Source organism: Marivirga tractuosa (genome assembly GCF_042140215.1).
Taxonomy (GTDB): Bacteria; Bacteroidota; Bacteroidia; order Cytophagales; family Cyclobacteriaceae; genus Marivirga; species Marivirga tractuosa_A.
The window spans coordinates 1,329,876-1,348,142 of record NZ_CP159478.1; the positions used below are offsets into that span (position 1 = coordinate 1,329,876).

The following is an 18,267-nucleotide window of genomic DNA, read 5'->3' on the forward strand; positions in this document are numbered from 1 at the left end:
GATCTATAATAGGGCTTTGGTTAATACTTTCATAATCTCTTCCTGTACATCACTTAACTTTTGAGTGCTGACTTGGTATTGCTTTAATATTTCCTCTGGGCTTGCTAAATTATCACTGACTTGGTGAGGATTTTTAATGTCCAAATTAAAGTTTCTATTCTTAATTTCATCCGCAGATACTTTCCATGCGTACTGGCTAAATTTTTCATCTTCTCTATTCTCCCACCATTCTTTTTCTAAATCAAATTCTTTGATATTGATAGGTTTTCCTTTGTTATAGCTCTTTACGCCATCTGGGTAAGGGTGCTCAAAATACCAAATATCCTTGGTTGGTTGCCCTTTTTCAAAGAAGAGTAAGTTGGTTTTAATACCTGTATAAGGATTGAAAACGCCATTGGGTAGGCGCACAATGGTATGGAGATTGCATTTTTCCATCAGCTCCTCTTTCAGTCGTGTTTTTACGCCTTCGCCAAAGAGCGTGCCATCTGGCAATACTACTGCAGCTCTACCTCCATCTTTCAGTAAACGGATAATAAGGGCTAGAAATAAATCGGCTGTCTCTTTGGTACGGAATTTTGCTGGGAAATTGGTTTCTGTACCATCTTCCTCAACTCCACCAAAAGGAGGGTTGGTCAAAATCACATCTACTTTGTCTTTCCCACTCCAATCGCTATAGGGTTTACTTAATAAATTATCCCTCCGTACTGCTGGTAAGTCAAAACCGTGTAACATTAAGTTGGTAGTGCACAATAAGTGTGGTAAGGGTTTTTTCTCAATTCCCTTAATCCCTTTTTGTAGCTTTTCCCTTTCTTCTGCTGTCTTTACTTGATCCCGCATGGCATCAATCACACAAGTCAAAAAGCCACCAGTACCGCAAGCAGGATCTAAAACTGTATCTCCTAATTGAGGAGCTGTTATATCTACCATAAACTGTGTTACTGCCCTTGGGGTATAATACTCTCCAGAAGAACCAGCGGATTGCAATTCTTTTAGGATGGTTTCATATAAGTCATTAAAAAGGTGGCGTTCTTCTGTATTATTGAAGTCGATTTTATCAATTTCATTAATCACTTGTCTGAAGAGCGTACCATTCTTCATATAGTTGTAGGTATCTTCAAATACTGATCGAATGATTCTTGCCTGTGGTGAAATGGTAACATCCAAGTCCTTTAGTGCAGGGAAAAGCTCATTATTAATGAAGTCCATTAACTGATCGCCTGTTAGTCCTTCATCATCTGATGCCCAGTTTTGCCACTTTAATTTATCAGGAATAGGGCTTTCGTAGTTTTCTATAGTTAAATCCCATTCCTCTTCCTTATCGGCAAAGATTTTCATAAAAAGCATCCAAACCATTTGTGAAATTCGCTGCGCATCACCATCTACTCCGGTGTCTTTACGCATGATGTCGCGAATGGCTTTAATATTGGTTGTTATTGTAGGCATCTGCTATCTTTTCTTTATTCTTCTTTAAAACTTCCTCTAACTTACTAATTACAGTTTTATAATCGTCTAGAAATCTATTGGCATTCTCTTTCAATTTTTCATCTAGCTCTAATCCAATATCATAATAATTTATCCCCATAGTTTTTCTTAAAAAATAAGGCCAGGCTTTTTGAGTAGAAGGTTCAGCCTCATTAATTTCTAAGATAATATTTTGAAGAATTTCTGCTAAAGGGTGTGGACTAAGCACAATTTTTAATGAAATATGATCATCTTTCCAAAATGAAAATTCTATAAGCAATGGTTCATTATTCGACCATCCACCCTTCTGTTGCTTATATTCTGGAAGAATACTTTTAATGGTATCAGTAGAAAATCTAAGAAATCTTTTATTTCTACTACCCTCTTTGAAGCCTTTTTGATTTATAAGTTTTCGAAAGTAATCTGTTACAATCCCCCTTTCATCTGGTTTATTTTCAAAAATGAAATCCAGTATGTCTTTATGACTTTTATAAATTTTCTGAGCTAATTCTATTGATTGATCATTGTCCATAACATGTCTTTTTAAAGTCTTGAGGTAATCATTAATATAGACAGAAGCATTTTCTCCAAGAGTGCTACCACGAATCTGAATTACTCTTTCAATAATCTCAGCAATTTCAAAGTACGAAATTGAAACATATTTATCACTTTCATCGATTGCTTCTATTCCTTCAGGAGTTAAGAAACCATAAACTGTCTTTTTAATTCCTTTATATTCTTGCTCTACAATATCAAAGTATCGAGTTAGTTGTTTAGAGTGTTCTTTAGAGTACAGTTTATTTTCTAAAGCAATAACAAGATTATCAAATTCAATGAATAAGTCAATATGCTGCCATTCTCTTAAAATATTTACGCTTTGGTAATTAAGATTTTCAACCTCTATTTCTGTAATATCTTTAGCTCTATCATCTGAAAAAAGTTGACGAAGGAAACGCTTTAAGATAGTTTCACCTAATCCATGAGATGCTTTGGGATCGAGCAACCATGCCAAAAAATTTGAATGTCTAATTTCAGCTTTTGATGCTCCAATTATTTCAAAGAATGTGACAGCTTCCAATTGTAACTCTAACTGATCATAATCAATATCATTTACTAGATTGAGATAATGTTTTTTTACATCAAATTCAGTTTTTATCTCTCCCATTAAGCTCTTTTATATAATTCAGTTTCTAATTCTTTCACCGCTTTTTCAAAATCACCTCTTTTACCAAAAGCTCTCACAATCTCAACCGGAGAACCAATTTCGTTTAATGGCTTTAATTTCAGTACCGCTTTATCTTCAATTGAACTTACCCCCTCATCCTCATATTTTTTAAGAAGGGCTTTCATTACGTTTTGTGCCTGCTCACTATATTTTCCAAAGTAGTTACGCTTTCGCACTTGTTCTGCACGCTCTTTCCGTGTTAAGGGTGGTTGATCAAAAGCAACATGCGCTACCAAATCAAAGTCATCCATGTCTTTTCCTACTTCCTCTCTAAGGGCTTCCAGTAGAATACCCTGTTCAGCTAATTCTGAAAGCAGTTCTTTCTTCTTATCCGAGCTGTTCCATTTTTGAATAAAATCATCTAGAGAAGCAAAATCCTTTTGGATATTCTTTTTGGTGTAGTCTTTTAAAGATTCTGTAATGAGTTTACCATCTGCACCGTAGTACTGAACTCTTTCGTGCGCCACTGAAACGGGCACGTTCTGCACGTAGTACTTTTTAGGTTCAGAATCTTCCTCATCACCACCTGAGATATCAATATCGGGAGGATTACCATTAATATCTTCTGTATTTTCATCAGGATCATCACTAATCAACACCCCATCTGCACCCTCTTCACCCCCATATTGATCCTCTGGATTTACGGGATCATCAATACCTGGCTCGTAGATTTGAACAGGATCTCCATCAAAATCAGGGTCAGCAAATAGATTGGTAGCCTTCCTGAAATCCATAATGGTGAAATATACTTTCCCCTCTGCTTCCCGAATACGGGTTCCTCTACCAATTATCTGTTTAAATTCCGTCATGGAGCCAATGTTGGCTTCTAGTACTACCAACTTGACCATCTTTGTATCTACTCCCGTTGTGAGCATTTTTGAAGTGGTGGCAATGACCGGAATACGCTCTTCCACATCCATGAAGTTATCTAACTCTTGTTTTCCTACCTCATCATCACCCGTAATCTTCACTACGTAATTTGGGTGTTTGGCTACTAAGTCTGCGTTCTCATTGATTAACGCCATACGCATTCTATTAGCATGGTCGATATCCGTACAGAATACTATGGTTTTAGCGTATCGGTCGAAGGATTTAAGGTATTCAGTGATTTTTTGTGCCACCAGTTGCGTACGCTCATCTATTGCTAAGGTACGATCATAGTCCTTTAGATTGTAAATACGATCCTGTATTGTATTACCGTACTTATCACGTAGTCCTTTCGTAGGACGCCAGCCTTCATCTACCGTAGTACTAATCCTGATTACTTTATAGGGAGCTAGAAAACCATCCTCTATTCCTTGTTTTAGGGAGTACGTATAAACTGGATCACCAAAGTAGGCTATATTCGAAATATCTTTAGTTTCCTTCGGAGTAGCAGTTAAACCTATTTGTGTGGCTGCTGAAAAATAATCTAATATTTGTCTCCAAGCCGAAGCTTCAGAAGCACTCCCTCTATGGCACTCATCAATCACAATGAGATCGAAAAAATCTTTACTAAATTCTGAATAAACGTTTTTTACATCTTCATTTCCCGTCAGCCCTTGATAAAGGGCAAAGTAGATCTGATAAGACTTATCTATTTTCCGGTTCTTAATGATATGCATGATATCACTTCCAAAAGGTGAGAAATCACCATTCTTGGTTTGTGTCAGTAAAGCATTTCTATCCGCTAAGAAAAGAATACGCTTTTTCGTACCGGCTTTCCATAGTCGCCATATGATATTGAAAGCAGTGTACGTTTTTCCCGTACCGGTTGCCATTACAAGTAAAATCCTGTCCTGACCTTTGGCAATAGCTTCTATTGTTCTATTGATAGCATTTTGCTGATAGTAGCGAGGTGACATTCCGCTCATATCTAGATGATAATCTTGCGTGGCTATTTCTTTGGCTTTGGGTTCGGTTAAACCTCGATATACTTCATAAGCCTGCCAAAGCTCCTCGGGACTTGGAAATTCTTCTAGTTTGATCTCTTTTTCAAGATCTCCGAATTGCCCAGTATGATCATGGAATAGAAATGAATCGCCATTGGAGGTGAATACGAAAGGAACTTGTAAAATTTCACTGTACTCTAATGCTTGTTGCATTCCATCACCAACAGGCTTTTTATTGTCTTTTGCTTCTATAATGGCAATGGGAATGTTGGGTTTGTAATAGAGGATATAATCTGCACGCTTTCTTTTACCTCTGGTATGCATTTTACCCTGAACAATAATACGGCCATCTGTAAAGCTTACCTCTTCTCTGATTTGCTTTTTCACATCCCATCCAGCATTCTGAATAGCAGGGGTAATAAACTTAGTGCAGATGTCTCTTTCCGATAGGTCTTTCTTATTCATTGGTTGTAGTTGAACCTATAAATTTATAAGTATTTATGTAATTGACCTTAAGAATAAGAGTTTTTCGATGAGTGTAAGAAAAACCCTTGGAATAGTGATAGGTTTCGAGGTAAAGTGCATTGTTGAGGTAGTGGTCTTTGCGTGTTAAGAGGGTGAGGTATCTTTGAAAAGATAAAACCTCATATAAACTGTTTCAATTATGCTAGTGCTCTAATTAACTCCTCTTTTACATAGTACACCCTTCCTCCCAGATAGTGCGCTTTGATTATACTTCTTTTACTCCAATCACTCAGAGTCACTAATGTTATCTTGAGAAATTCAGCAGCTTCATTTCTACTAAGTAGTTGATATCGGTCTTCTTTAACAGGTTGCTCCACTGGCTTTAACGCCTTTATAGCTTCAACAACAACTTGATTCATTATTGCTTGAAACTCTTCAACAGAAATTGATATTAGAATTTGCTTTTCCTTGATTAATATAGTTATGAAGTTGGGTGTCTAATATATAATACTGGCAGCTTATCTAGCTTATTTTAGAGTGTTCACACAGTGTAAAGAGGGTGTAAAGCTTTTCTAAGGCTTTATAAGGATATATTTTTTGACACTGAATTCACACCCACTCACCACATCCATTTTTTGTGGTCGTAAATAAGAAGTGTTGAAAATTAAACTATACTAAAATAAATAAGAACTAAAGATATATTTCCAATCTAATTCCCTTATATTAATAGTTTATCTTTAAATCTTAGGTTTTTCAATGTGAGTAAGGATTAATATGGCAGAGAAGAAAAATAGAACGATAGTGTTAATGGGAGCTGGATCGGTTTTGGATTTTGGTGCGCCAAAAACTGAGGAATTAACTCTGGCATTATTAAAACATGAAGATGTAGGCGGAATCAATAAGGACATATTTTTCCTGTTAGAAAAAAATGAGGTTTACGCTGATATAAATTTCGAATCGATTATTCATTTTTTAGATTCTCTTATAAATTATCTAAGATCAGACTTCAAAAGTGGATTTAAAGATATTTACCAAGCTTTTACTTTTCTAGATGAAAACTTTTTAAAAAAATTAGAACTTGTTGATAAAATACAATTTTTAGAAGGTGGTAATCAATTCAGGGAAAAGCATTACAGGCGAGCTGTAAAATTATTATTTTTCAATTACTATAAAATTTTGATGCCACAACTCACACCATATTGTGATGCTTGGTCTGTAACCCATAAAAAGAATAAAAATTTAAAAAATTGGTATCTAAAAGAGTCAGAAAAATCAGTTCTAAGAATATACACTACAAATTATGATCGGCTAATACCTAATTTATTATCTAAATCTGGAATCAATGTATTTGATGGCTTTCAATATCAAAGCGATTATGATTATTTAAGTGTCAAGCCAGATTTATTTGGGATACTAAATAAATTAGATATCGCTGTACACTATAATTTACATGGTTCTCTTTATTGGAGCCTTGCATTTAATCAAATTAAGTATTGGAAAAGTAACCAAACAGAATTATATGGAGCAGATTCTTTTCAAAAGAACTATAGTAACTCTGAACCAAATCATGCTAATTTCTTGATACCAGTTATCACTGGATATGCCAAATTACGAAAAGCTCAGGTTAGTCCTATACGTGAATTTTTTAATGCATTTCAGAAAGACTTACTTTTAGCTGATAAAATTATAATTGCTGGGTACTCATTCAGTGATGATCACATCAATAATCTTCTTAGTACAGCTTGCTTATACAATCAGAACGTCCAAATCGAAATTGTGGATTATGATGAAAAAGGTAGTAATAAAAATATCTCAAAAAGATTAAGAGAAAAAGTAAAGAAAATGAATCAGAATAAAATTATCTACCATATGAAAGGATTTTCTCAATATTTACAATAGAAAATTATCTAACTTAAAATTGAAGCTTCTGCAATAATAAGTTCATTTATTTCTGTATCCCACTTGAAACGACTAAAAATAGCATCTATCTTGTCCTTTAGCGATGGATTTAAGTTTATTGTATTATAGCCGTCTTCATTAAAATAAATAACATATATTTTGTGATAATTAGGTTTACTTAAAAAAGGAATAAATTTCCCTACTTCAATTTCGTTGATTAAATTAACCAACTCAATATCCGATGAATTTTTGTTATAGAATTCTTTCTTCCCTTCCAAAAAATTCCTACTTTCTATTGCACTATTTTCTAGGAGATTGAAAAATTCCTCAACTGACCCATCATTTTTGTCAATACCCATCCTCATAAGAAAGGATTCATATTCAACCATTGATTCAATTAAACCCACATTTTTTACTTCATAAACAGTCATTAAAAAAAGTAAAAACTCTTTAAAGTATTTAAAGAATTGAAAACCATTGACATCATAAATATTCTTTATATGTCTTTCTGTTCCATAGATTCCACGATAAAAAAAATGCTTAAAAGTCGGGATATCTGATAATGCTTCTCTAAAATAAGGAAGCTGTTGAACTGTTTTGAACTGCTTTTCAGATATTATATCATTCAGCATTATAATAGGATCATCATTTAACTTAAGGGAATCTATAAATTCTTCAACATCAAAATCTTCTTTTACTAATTTTTTACCCTCATTAGTATTGACTTTCTTACCTCTAAAAATAAAACCTTTTTTTTGTCGCTTTAATATTTCATTTAATCTCTCTTTTGTTAGACGATTGGGTTCAAAATGATCTTGAGAATTTGGATTGATGATCATCGCACGTAAGAATACCTGGAAATTAAACCAGGCTTTTGCTTTCTCATTAAAGTCATTCCAATCTATAAATTCCCCTACTTTTTTATGGCAAAGTTGATTTAATTCATCTTGATTTAGGAAAGATGCTAAACCACCTCTCTTTATAATTTCAGAATGTAAAAAATCTAAATCAGCTATTACTTTTTTTCTTTTGATTTTCTCAAGTATCATATAGACTATTTAATCTCCCTATAAATTTAAAAACTAATTTAGGATCTTTTTGAAATATAGTTTCATTGCCGGAACGAAGAACTCTTTCCAATCAGTTTCAGATATCAAATTACTTTTTGCATTGTTACAAAATGGACAAGCTAGAACAGAGTTTTCATAGGTATAACCTTTGCTTGGATCTAACTTTTCTATTTCTAGTGTTCCTTTTGACCTTTTGGTTTTTTGATTTAATGTGAGATTACCATTTCTTTTATCCACTATTCTTAAAAGGTCTTTTTGAGATACTTCACAATATTTGCATTTCTCCCCCTGCTCTTTATACCACTTCATAAATTCTTCGGAATTAGAAAAAAGTTCACCTCTGGATTTATTAAAATACTTTGCATATAATCTATTGAATTCCTTGAAATGAGATTTAACTTTAATCAATTCTTCGTTTGAAATACTAAGCTCTTCCATGTAGAATTCATCGATTGAATTATATTTTAACTTTGCTTCACCTGGTTTTAAATTGCTATATACATCTATTTTAGAATATTCATGAATACGATATGTATAACATAATTGGTAGTATTTATCTTTTATGCTCAATTCTAATTTCATTGTCGTTTTAGATTATGGTATGAAATGATATGATTTGTAAAGACTAAATTTCAAGTGAATTAAACCTTTTTAGTTGCCTCCTTCCAATATTTCTGCAATACAGGTCGTGAAAAAGATGTTTGACCATTGGACTTTTCTCCTGAGAAATGGCAAAATTTTTCATTATAGTTTGGGTCACTATATTTTGACCATGATTTAAACGCCTTTTCTGAAAAGGGATGCTTTATATTAAATGGTATTTGCTCACCAGTTCTTATACAATAGCCTTTTAGATTCTTGTTTGAATTCTTAGGCTGCTTAAAGTAGTCATCTAAAATATCTATTTCCACTTCAGAACCTTTAAAGCTTTCTGAAAAGCCTAGCAACTTTGATTCTACAATCGGTCTTTTTTGATATAAAATTTTACTATTTTCAATTACTTTATCAAAATACCCCCAAGAATCGATATCAATATCTTCACTAGTAAACCTTCCAGCTTTCATCAATATTCCAAATTCAATATTATTGTTTTGGGAATAGTCATACAAATTCATGGAGCTTAAAATCGAAGAAGTCTCATTTGCATAATATTTAGCATGAAGTTTAGGTTCATACCGAATCTCTACATTAGGGAAAGATTTAAAAAACTCTAGGTCTTCTATACTTAAGCTTTTACTTAAGTCATTCTCATTCTTGCCAAACACAATAATTAATTCAAAATCATAATACTCTGATTTCTCCTGTAATCGCTTTTTTAACCGATCGTGCAACTTTATAAAAGGAGAGATTATTATAAAAGTCTGTTTCGCCTCTTCAATCAAATTAGATACTGCACCATTAAGGTTATCATCAGTTAAGAACTTAGCCATATTTTATTAATTTAACGTGTGAATATATTAAATCAAATTAAAAGAATGAGTATAAATAAAGATCTCTAAAATACTAATATTTACTAATACCCAATTTATCTCGCAATTGATAATCATGAAGGTCAAATAAATTATTAGTACTTAACTTCCCCTCTTCTATAGCCTGATGTTTTTTAAAGTGCCAATATAAATTATAGCTTCCTGTTTTTAACCATAAATAAATCAACTGAGTCTGATCATTGAATTCATACTGAATATCATCAACAAAAAAATAATCTGTACCTACCAATGCTTTAAAGTGATAAATATTAATAGCCTCGCCTATCCTTGGAATAACTGGTAAATTACTGAAATTTAAGTTTATTGAATTATCGAAACCTTTTATATAGAAAATATATTTAACTGAATTGATTTGAACCGGATGATCGTATGTCATTAAATAGATTTCTTTATATCCTTTAACAAGTAGATTTCTTGTAGACTGATAGCTTAATCCTGTCCATTCTGATAGTTGTTTTATATTAGGATATGCTAAGTCTTCATCATTGTAATAATCTTTATCAGTAAGTATCTTGAATAACGGGTAATATTTTTTTGTTTTATCCAACATTGAGATTACTAAGTTTCTCATTGTCATAACATCTTTAATGATCTGCTTGGGAGAGGGATTATCATTCATTTTGTTTATAGTTTAGTTTCTAATGAAATTACCGATTTTAATCTATATTAAAGACTTGATAAGATACGATTTATAAAAAAGATAGCAACTATAGGTATTTGATAAACACCTTATAAATCTGTTAAAGAGATAGTTTCAAAAAACTTATATATATTTAACTTGTAAAAAATTGTAATTATTTGATCCCAGTTTACAAAGCCATATCATTTATTAAAGTGATTCCTCAAGAATCGGGGCATACTAAACCTTGGGTAGTTTTGGTTAAGGAAGATTCAGGGATCAACCCTTATGTGGTTAAATTATATACTACTGATCAAATCGAAAATAGGAATAGTGTAGCAGCTGAAGTTTTAGGAAATCATTTGGCTTCCGAATTTGATTTTTATGTTCCAAAAATGGCATTGATTGAATTTCCTCAAGAGTTTATAGCTACATTACCTCAAGAAGAAATGTTTCAATTTGAACAATCTGATGAAAGATTGAAATTTGGATGTTTATATCTTCCCGATGCCATAAATTTCACAAGAGAGGTTCAGAAAAAGTATTTATCTTCCAGTATTCAATTAGATACGCTGTATGCCTTTGATAATTTTATCCGCAATGGAGATAGGGGTACAAAAAAGCCTAATTTGTTATTTAAAAAAGATGAAGCTTGGTTAATTGATCACGAATATGCATTGGATATCAAGGAGGATACCCTTCAAAGATTGTATGATTTTAACTGGGAAGATAAATTTGCTAGTCATCATATCAGTTTACCTTATTTAAAAAAAGTATCAAAAACCAATAAATTATCGTTATTCAACAGCTTTACAGAATACTTAAGGACAATGAATTTAAATGAGGTTCATAATGTTTTAACAACACTAGAAGGACACGGGTTTAACACCCAAAGTACACTAATAATACACTATTTCACTGAAATTAGAAGAAATTCAGCTATTTTTGTAAATAATCTGAAAGGATTTATCCAATGAACGACCTATTCACATATCAAATATTGAAGTATAAAAGCAGTATTGTAGCCGGTGAGGCTGTCAATGTTGCTGTGCTTTTCTATTTTTCAAAGTTTAATCACTTTGAGTTGGTAAGAGGTGATTTGAAGCGTCCTAAATCAATTTTTCCTGATTTTGATTCAAAATTGGTTAATCACTATTTAGATATTATTCAGGATAGAATTGAAGAAAAGAAGATAAATTTTTCCAAAGCACCTGATGAAAAAAGTATTCAACTGTATGTGCATGAAAATATTTTGGCGGTCGATGCAGCAGGTTTAGTTTTCGATTCTCCTGTTAAAGTGACGGAAGGATTAGATTCCATAGCTAGCACTGTTTCAACATACAGTCATTTATTATTGCCTGGACTCACACACCCTAAAAAAATAAAAGTACAGCACAACGAAAAATTCATAATCACTCAATATTTGAATAATATAACTTCCCAAAAGGAGGAAATAGAGGAAAAGCTGATTAGAAATAAGACCATTGAAACCAATACAGTTTCTTTGAAGTTTGATGTCGCTTGGAAGAACGGGACTTTAAATCACGTAAAGCCCATAAGTTTTGATTTAAGTCAACCTAAAGATATTCAAAATAAAGCAACACAATTTTTTGGTTATGTTTATCAATTAGCTGATTATGCAAAAATAACTTCTTCCCGTTTCGACTTTTTAGTTTCAAAACCTCAAAATAAGGAATTGATTAGAGATTACGAGAATGCATTAGATATTTTAGACTTTGATAAGACTCTCCCTAAAAGAATTATCACTGAAGATAAGCTAGAAGAATATTCACAAGAAACAGTGAATGAACTAAAATAACATTAACTACAGAGGATAGCGAAATAAAACAGGACTTCACTTCTTTATCTTATTTGAACACTTTCGAAACCAAAATCAATTTGAAATCTGTCTCTATTTTGTCTCTGTAATAATATAAAATACTTATTTTCAATTAGTTAATATTCCTGTATTGGTAAATAGTACTTAAAAAATCACGAATTTTAAAACCAATCAAACATTTTGATAAATAATTTTGGCCACACGATTAATAATTAGCAACAATAAGGTGGCCATAACAGCGAGAATATATTGTTCCAATGCTACTGCTATACCTATACCTGCAGAGAAAAGTACAGTAGCCGCAGTAGTTAGATAATACACTTTACTTTCATCACTGGCTTTTAAAATAGTCCCTGCCCCGATAAAACTAATTCCTAAAATAATGGCTTCAATAATCCTTGTTGGATCGGGTTGGATAATATCTTTTAGTCCATCTTGTATGTAGTTTTCAACCAGTATTTCACCTAAGGATAATAGCAAAGCTGCAGAAGCCCCAACAATCATATTTGTTCTAAATCCAGCAGGCTTATTTTTTACTTCCCTTTCCAGTCCAATAAAACCAGTTAAAACTGCAGCAATAGCCACATTCATCAGTATCAGTAACTCACCGTTCCAATTAAATTCTATCATCAAAATGGATTTTGGTTCTTAGAAAATAACGGAAAAACTACGTTATCGTTAGCTGGGGAATTGCGGCTGCCTACTTACGTTTTGGAATTAATAGTCATATTTAATTGCTAGAATCACTCCTTCAAACACCAACTAATACAATTCATCAACCCGCCATGTTTTCCTACAGCATCAATGTCGATAGGAATAATCTTTCTGTCAGGAAAACTATTCTTCATGATTTCTAAAGCTTCCTCGTTTTTCTGCTTGGGATGATAGAAAATAGGAAATAAAATGACATCTGCTATCTCAAGGAAATTAACATATACTCCAATAGCAGAATAGTGATTTTCTGCATCATCTTCAAAGAAAGGTAAATCAATATAATTGAGATGATATTTTTTTAACATTTGCTCAATATTCTCTCGGATTGGCTTAAATTCCTCACTTAAGCGATTGCCAATAAGCGTATTTTCATTTACAAATCGCAGCATTCCATCTGCATGACCTGTCATGTCAACTTTTTCAGAATGAGCTTTAATCACAATTACTTCTGTTTGTAAGTCTTGTGCAATCCTCTCATACAGTAGATTATGATCATTTTTATAGATGTGATTTTCTTGAACCACCCGATCCGTTATGATGACTTTGTCCTTCCATTTTACAATATTTCCACCATCCAAATTGATATTGTGATCTGAGAAATGAGTTTTTAAATTATTGGCTTTAATTACGTTCTTTGGAGAAGTCCAATTGGCTCTGGGTTCATAACTAGGTTGATATCGAAATTTTATTAAACGCTTATCAGCAGTTTGAATAGGCATATAATCCCTTGCCCATTCGTCTTTGGTTCCTTTTAGTAATTTTACATTGACGTAATCAAAAGGAGCGAGGGCATCAGAAATGCGCTTGAATTCATCAGGGAAATTTTCTTTTAACTTCTCAGAAAAGTAAACGGTATTACATTCAGAATCAATAATCATTCATCTAAATAAGTTAATGCTAGTCGAAAAAACTAATTTTATGCTTATCTGCAAAGGGAACTATATTTAAAGCTGCAAAATGCTTGACAATTTGAAGTTGATTAACTTATTTGACATTAAACCAATAAAATCAAGATGGACAACCAAAACAGAAATGAAGACGAGAATCAGGAAAAACTGAAGCAGGAAATTGAATTAAAGAAACTCAAATTAAGAGCTGAATTTGGGGCGAAATTCATGGAAGATGATCAAGAAAAACCAGATGTTCCGGCTGAGATAGAATCCCAATTTTTAGATTATGTTCAAAAATTTGAAGAAGCTGCGGCAAAAAAGGAAGTTAAAACAGTAAAGGAAGTATTGGGTAAACCGATCTTTAAAAAGTTAGAAGAGTTAAATGATAACCAATTAAAGGCAGAATTGGATAAGATTCTTGAATTTATGAATCTTCATAACTTGCAATTGGATGTAATTTATGAGGTAGAGGATCGTGAAATTTATCGCTTCATCACTGAGGAACTGATGGAGGAAGAAATTGATATTATTGATGTTCCGGGGATGAATACTTGTTTTATATATGAAGAATTTCATCCCAATCATTATGAAGATATTAAAAGGGAGACTGAGGATTTTCTTAAGATGTTGTTAAAGCAAGATTTTGAATACATAAATTTTCATTGTGCAGATCGATTGATACTTCATGAAAAGGAAATTCCTTTGGATGAGTTTTTGGAAAAAGCTAAAGAACTTTTAGAAACACAAAATGAAATTATTTTACCTGAGGTAGAGGTCAAGAATGTTGAAATTGAGAAAGATAAAGCTACAGTGAGCTGTGAAATTCAATTTGAAAATGTGTTTCCGGATCAAGCTAATCAGCAACAGAAAATAGAAGCTGAAGTATTCCATTATTTTGAATATGGATTTTGGAATCTTAACCAAGTTAAAATTCCTGAATTGGGTTTTAAATAAAATGGAAATAATAATAAAAGGTTCTAATTAATAGCATTGGGGGAGATATTAGGGGGATTTAATGGAAAAGCTGTTTTCATCAAAGCTCCCAGGCTATAAGTCCTTTAATGCTTTCAACAGTCCTTACTTTTAGATTTTCATGAGGTTGTAATTTAGATTTTAAAAATTCAGCGGTTGGTGCCATCCAATCATGATTACTATCTTCCCAATTTTTTAAAATCAAGCTTAATTGATACAAAGTAGTCAGTTTTTCAAAGAAATATTTGGCATGGAGTTCTAACTCATCTTGCTCCATTTTAAATAAGCTTTTCATTTTACTTTGCAGTTCTTTTAAATGCTCTAAAATAGCATTATCATAGTCGGACTTTTTGCCCAGTGAGGTTTTGATTTCTTCCATCATTACTTTCAATCCATCAGATTTGAAACTGGCTCGAAGCATATCTAGCGTCATGATATTTCCAGCGCCTTCCCAGATCGGTAGAACCATAACATCTCGCATAATTTTAGGTAGGACACCGTCTTCAATATATCCGATTCCACCCATTAACTCCATGCTTTCTCGGGTAATATAAACAGCTTTTTCGGCTGACCACTTTTTCACCATTGGTGTCAATAATCTGCCCAAATGTCTTTCATTTTCGTCTCCATTATCTGCTTTATCCAAAGCTTCTATTGCTCTCCAAGTCAAATAAAAATTGGCTACGTTTAAACTCCCCAGTTCAAATAGTTTTTCTTTAATAAGCGTATGTTCAATTGCGGTTTTGCCAAAGCTTTTTCTGAAAAGATTGAAATTATAAGCCTCTACTAATGCGCGTCTTCCTCCCGATAGTGCCGCTATGGAATTGTACAGACGTGACAGATTAATCATATCTGTCATGATTTTAAAGCCATTGAATTCATCACCAATCAATTTGCCTACAGTTCCGTCCAAGACGCATTCGGCACTTGCCATGGAGCGAACACCCAGTTTATCTTTCAACCGAACAATGGGTAATTTATTTTTACTACCATCTGGTAAGTGTTTTTCTATTAGAAAAATGGAAAGTCCACGAGTTCCTTCTTTACTTTCGTCTGTTCTGGCCAATGCAAAAATAAGTTCTGCATTCACATTGCTGCAAAACCATTTTTCTCCACTCAAAAGGTAGGTATGATTCTCTTGCTTTTCGGCTTTTACTAAATTTCTACCTACATCAGAACCACCTGATTTCTCAGTCAAAAACATGGCTCCAGTAAAAAAGTCCTTTAAATCAGTAGTGTGGATGTGAGGCAATAATCTATTTTTGTCCTCCTCTGTGCAATGAAGCTCAATTAATCGGGCTACTCCGTCCGTCATGCACAATGGGCAATATTGACCCAACTCGCTCATGGCATAGAGGTATCCTGAGGCAAAGCCTAGGCTATGACGCTCAAGCTTAAAGTCATTTTTCAGATTCGGTTCCCATTTTACTTTAAACATTTCAGAATCAATGGCGATTTGCATCAATTCCTGATAAGAAGGATGGAATTTCACTTCATCAATATCCTCACCAAAGAAATTTCTTTTAATGAGTTGAGGGCCATTTTTGTCAGCATCCAATGAAAGCGGATCCATTTTTTGTGCAGCATCTTCTCCAGTTTTGCTGAGTTTAGGTGTCATGTAATCTAATCCCGTAGGACTGACTTTCCTTTTTAAATAATCTTGAAGGATTAAATCACTGGTAAAGAAATTTTGGCTTGAACGATAATCATTTTCTACTACCTGATTTTTTACGGATTGCTTTTGCTTTATATTTTCCACAGTGTTTTGATTTTGAGAATAAAAGTTAAATCAAAAATCTGATAAAAAATAGGCTTTTATGCCTAAATTTAAATTCAGTTGTTAGGATATTGAAAAATTAAGCTAAATCACCTTGAATCTATTAATTTAATTGCTTAAGAATCTTTTTTCGGATCATGATTTAAACCTCCTTCATTTCTCCACCCATAAGGGTTTGCATCAGCTGTGGTTATTTCAGAATTAATTTTTTCTTCGGCAGGATCTTGCGTATATACCATGGCACCAGTACTCCATTTTAGCAATTTCACCTTTTCGATCAATTCCTTCTCATTACCATTAAAAAGTTGATCTACCATGTCATTTTTATCGGCAGCATTACAATTTACTGTGGTCCCATCTTTATAAAAAACTTCGTATTCTCTCATAATTTTTTATTTAAATAACAGCTTGTAAAAAAGATTGTTAGATTTTAGCTTGACTTGATTAGTTGTAATTTGCAAACTCATCAATTGAAATACCGTATCTTTGAGGATGGCAAAATCCAAGAAATATACTGAAGGAAAGATTTTGAATTCTTTGGTTAGTCTGGCTTTCCCTATCATTATGGCTAATGTATTACAAACAGCCTATCAATTAATTGATACTTTTTGGCTGGGTAGATTAGGTGCAAATGCAGTCGCAGCCGTAAGTTTAAGTTTTCCAATTTTATTCTTGGTTTTGGCTTTAGGTGGAGGCTTAACTTTGGCTGGAACAGTTCTAGTTTCCCAACACAAAGGAGCAGAGAACCAAGTGAAAGTGAATTATGCTTCCTCTCAAACCGTGATGGTCATATTTTTCATCTCTATTTTATTGGCAGCGGTTGGTTATTTTTCAGCTGAACCTTTAATGAAAATAGTAGGGGCAGGGCCAGAAATTTTGAAGGAATCCATCAGCTATTTCCAAGTATCTTCTTTTGGATTTGTATTTCTATTTATGTTTTTCGTTTTCCAATCGCTCATGCGTGGAATTGGGAATGTTTACCTTCCTATGTTCATCATATTGGGTACTGTATTTCTAAATTTGGTGCTAGATCCGCTCTTTATTTTTGGCTGGGGGCCAATAGAAGGAAATGGAGTGGCAGGTGCAGCAATTGCAAGTGTTTTTACTCAGGGAATTTCAGCCGTAATAGGATTGGCAATTCTATTTAAAGGCAAACGCGGAATTAAGATCAAATTTAAGCACATGAAATGGGATTTTCCATGGGTGAAAAAACTGTTCGAATTGGGAATCCCTTCCAGTTTAGATCAATCAAGCAGAGCTGCAGGCATGACATTTATGATCATGCTGGTAACCAGTTTTGGTAGTGAAGTGGTGGCTGCTTATGGTGTAGGCGCAAGAATTTTGAGTTTAGTAGTGGTGCCTGCCTTGGGATTTGCCATTGCCACCACTAGTTTGGTCGGCCAAAATATTGGAGCGAACAAACTCAAGAGAGCGGAAAAGATAGGAGATTTAAGTAATAAAATCGGGTTTTTTGGATTGACAGGGATTGGTGTTCTATTATTCATATTTGCAGAACCTATAACCGCTTTCTTCATTCCTAACGACCCAAGTGTAATCAAAAACGGGGCTTTATTTATTAAAATCATGGCTCCAAGTTTTGGTTTATTAGGTGTTCAGCAAATTTTAAATGGTGTCTTCAATGGAGCTGGTTTTACCCAAGCCTCTATGCTAATATCAATTTTCAGCTTATGGATAGTACGCTTTCCAACAGCTTTTATGTTATCTGAAAAAACTTCACTGGGATTTGAAGGCATTTGGTGGGCTTTCCCAATATCCAACTTTTTAGCAGCAATCTTAGCCTTTGCTTATTATAAAATGGGCTATTGGAAGCTACGAGTGATTAAGAAAAGAAATGAAATTTAGATCATTAGTCGTAGTGAAGCGAAGATCCCGGAGTAACGAATCGGGAACAATAGACAATAGTCAATAGACAATGAACAGTAAACAAAAAGGACAATGAGCAAGATGTAAAGT

General features: G+C 33.3%; 17 protein-coding genes. 5 read left to right on the plus strand and 12 right to left on the minus strand.

Translation table 11 applies throughout. The features are described 5' to 3' along the window. Nucleotides 1-3: 3 nt before the first annotated feature. The 4 genes from ABWH96_RS06050 to ABWH96_RS06065 all read right to left on the minus strand — a co-directional run bounded on the left by ABWH96_RS06050 (nt 4) and on the right by ABWH96_RS06065 (nt 5,441). Entirely contained in the window at nt 4-1,443 is a 1,440-nt protein-coding gene (locus ABWH96_RS06050; protein ID WP_375580589.1) for an N-6 DNA methylase, read from the minus strand. Further along, nucleotides 1,418-2,626: a PD-(D/E)XK nuclease family protein gene (locus tag ABWH96_RS06055; protein WP_375580590.1), complete on the minus strand. Its 1,209-nt coding sequence runs from the start codon at nt 2,624-2,626 to the stop codon at nt 1,418-1,420. Before ABWH96_RS06055 ends, ABWH96_RS06050 begins: the two co-directional genes overlap by 26 nt. Next, entirely contained in the window at nt 2,626-5,022 is a 2,397-nt protein-coding gene (gene hsdR, locus ABWH96_RS06060; RefSeq protein WP_375580591.1) for an EcoAI/FtnUII family type I restriction enzme subunit R, read from the minus strand. The genes ABWH96_RS06055 and hsdR overlap by 1 nt, the downstream gene beginning before the upstream one ends. Nucleotides 5,023-5,219: 197 nt before the next feature. Continuing rightward, nucleotides 5,220-5,441 carry a helix-turn-helix domain-containing protein gene (locus tag ABWH96_RS06065; protein ID WP_375580592.1) on the minus strand — a complete coding sequence of 74 codons (222 nt, stop codon included), beginning with the start codon at nt 5,439-5,441 and terminating at the stop codon, nt 5,220-5,222. Between the two features lie 355 nt (nt 5,442-5,796). Between ABWH96_RS06065 and ABWH96_RS06070 the strand changes: the two genes are divergently transcribed. After that, complete coding sequence (locus ABWH96_RS06070) at nt 5,797-6,921, plus strand: SIR2 family protein (protein ID WP_375580593.1); 1,125 nt, start codon at nt 5,797-5,799, stop codon at nt 6,919-6,921. 8 nt (nt 6,922-6,929) lie between these two features. Here the strand turns inward: ABWH96_RS06070 and ABWH96_RS06075 are convergent, their stop codons facing one another. The 4 genes from ABWH96_RS06075 to ABWH96_RS06090 form a co-directional block, all read right to left on the minus strand. Continuing rightward, a complete protein-coding gene (locus ABWH96_RS06075; protein ID WP_375580594.1) occupies nt 6,930-7,970 on the minus strand; it encodes a hypothetical protein in 1,041 nt (346 codons plus the stop codon). A gap of 33 nt (nt 7,971-8,003) precedes the next feature. Continuing rightward, on the minus strand, nt 8,004-8,573 hold the full coding sequence (locus ABWH96_RS06080) for a hypothetical protein (protein ID WP_375580595.1): 570 nt from the start codon (nt 8,571-8,573) through the stop codon (nt 8,004-8,006). Nucleotides 8,574-8,632: 59 nt separating this feature from the next. Continuing rightward, on the minus strand, nt 8,633-9,421 hold the full coding sequence (locus ABWH96_RS06085; protein ID WP_375580596.1) for a phospholipase D family protein: 789 nt from the start codon (nt 9,419-9,421) through the stop codon (nt 8,633-8,635). Between the two features lie 73 nt (nt 9,422-9,494). Then, nucleotides 9,495-10,100, minus strand: coding sequence for a hypothetical protein (locus ABWH96_RS06090; protein ID WP_375580597.1), 606 nt, complete (start codon nt 10,098-10,100; stop codon nt 9,495-9,497). A 179-nt stretch (nt 10,101-10,279) separates the two neighbouring features. Here ABWH96_RS06090 and ABWH96_RS06095 point away from each other — a divergent pair, with 179 nt between their 5' ends. After that, nucleotides 10,280-11,077 carry a HipA family kinase gene (locus ABWH96_RS06095; protein WP_375580598.1) on the plus strand — a complete coding sequence of 266 codons (798 nt, stop codon included), beginning with the start codon at nt 10,280-10,282 and terminating at the stop codon, nt 11,075-11,077. Then, entirely contained in the window at nt 11,074-11,919 is an 846-nt protein-coding gene (locus ABWH96_RS06100) for a hypothetical protein (protein ID WP_375580599.1), read from the plus strand. Before ABWH96_RS06095 ends, ABWH96_RS06100 begins: the two co-directional genes overlap by 4 nt. A 192-nt stretch (nt 11,920-12,111) precedes the next feature. Here ABWH96_RS06100 and ABWH96_RS06105 read toward each other — a convergent pair whose 3' ends face one another. Then, nucleotides 12,112-12,570, minus strand: coding sequence for an MgtC/SapB family protein (locus ABWH96_RS06105; protein WP_375580600.1), 459 nt, complete (start codon nt 12,568-12,570; stop codon nt 12,112-12,114). A 113-nt stretch (nt 12,571-12,683) separates the two neighbouring features. Beyond that, nucleotides 12,684-13,532 (minus strand): agmatine deiminase family protein, encoded by an 849-nt coding sequence (locus ABWH96_RS06110; RefSeq protein ID WP_375580601.1) that lies wholly within the window; start codon nt 13,530-13,532, stop codon nt 12,684-12,686. 135 nt (nt 13,533-13,667) lie between these two features. Here ABWH96_RS06110 and ABWH96_RS06115 point away from each other — a divergent pair, with 135 nt between their 5' ends. Then, nucleotides 13,668-14,498: a hypothetical protein gene (locus ABWH96_RS06115; RefSeq protein WP_375580602.1), complete on the plus strand. Its 831-nt coding sequence runs from the start codon at nt 13,668-13,670 to the stop codon at nt 14,496-14,498. 79 nt (nt 14,499-14,577) lie between these two features. Here the strand turns inward: ABWH96_RS06115 and ABWH96_RS06120 are convergent, their stop codons facing one another. Then, entirely contained in the window at nt 14,578-16,275 is a 1,698-nt protein-coding gene (locus ABWH96_RS06120; RefSeq protein WP_375580603.1) for an acyl-CoA dehydrogenase family protein, read from the minus strand. 134 nt (nt 16,276-16,409) lie between these two features. Next, nucleotides 16,410-16,679 (minus strand): hypothetical protein, encoded by a 270-nt coding sequence (locus ABWH96_RS06125; protein WP_375580604.1) that lies wholly within the window; start codon nt 16,677-16,679, stop codon nt 16,410-16,412. Nucleotides 16,680-16,785: 106 nt separating this feature from the next. Here ABWH96_RS06125 and ABWH96_RS06130 point away from each other — a divergent pair, with 106 nt between their 5' ends. Continuing rightward, nucleotides 16,786-18,156 (plus strand): MATE family efflux transporter, encoded by a 1,371-nt coding sequence (locus ABWH96_RS06130; RefSeq protein WP_375580605.1) that lies wholly within the window; start codon nt 16,786-16,788, stop codon nt 18,154-18,156. The last annotated feature ends 111 nt before the right edge of the window (nt 18,157-18,267 follow it).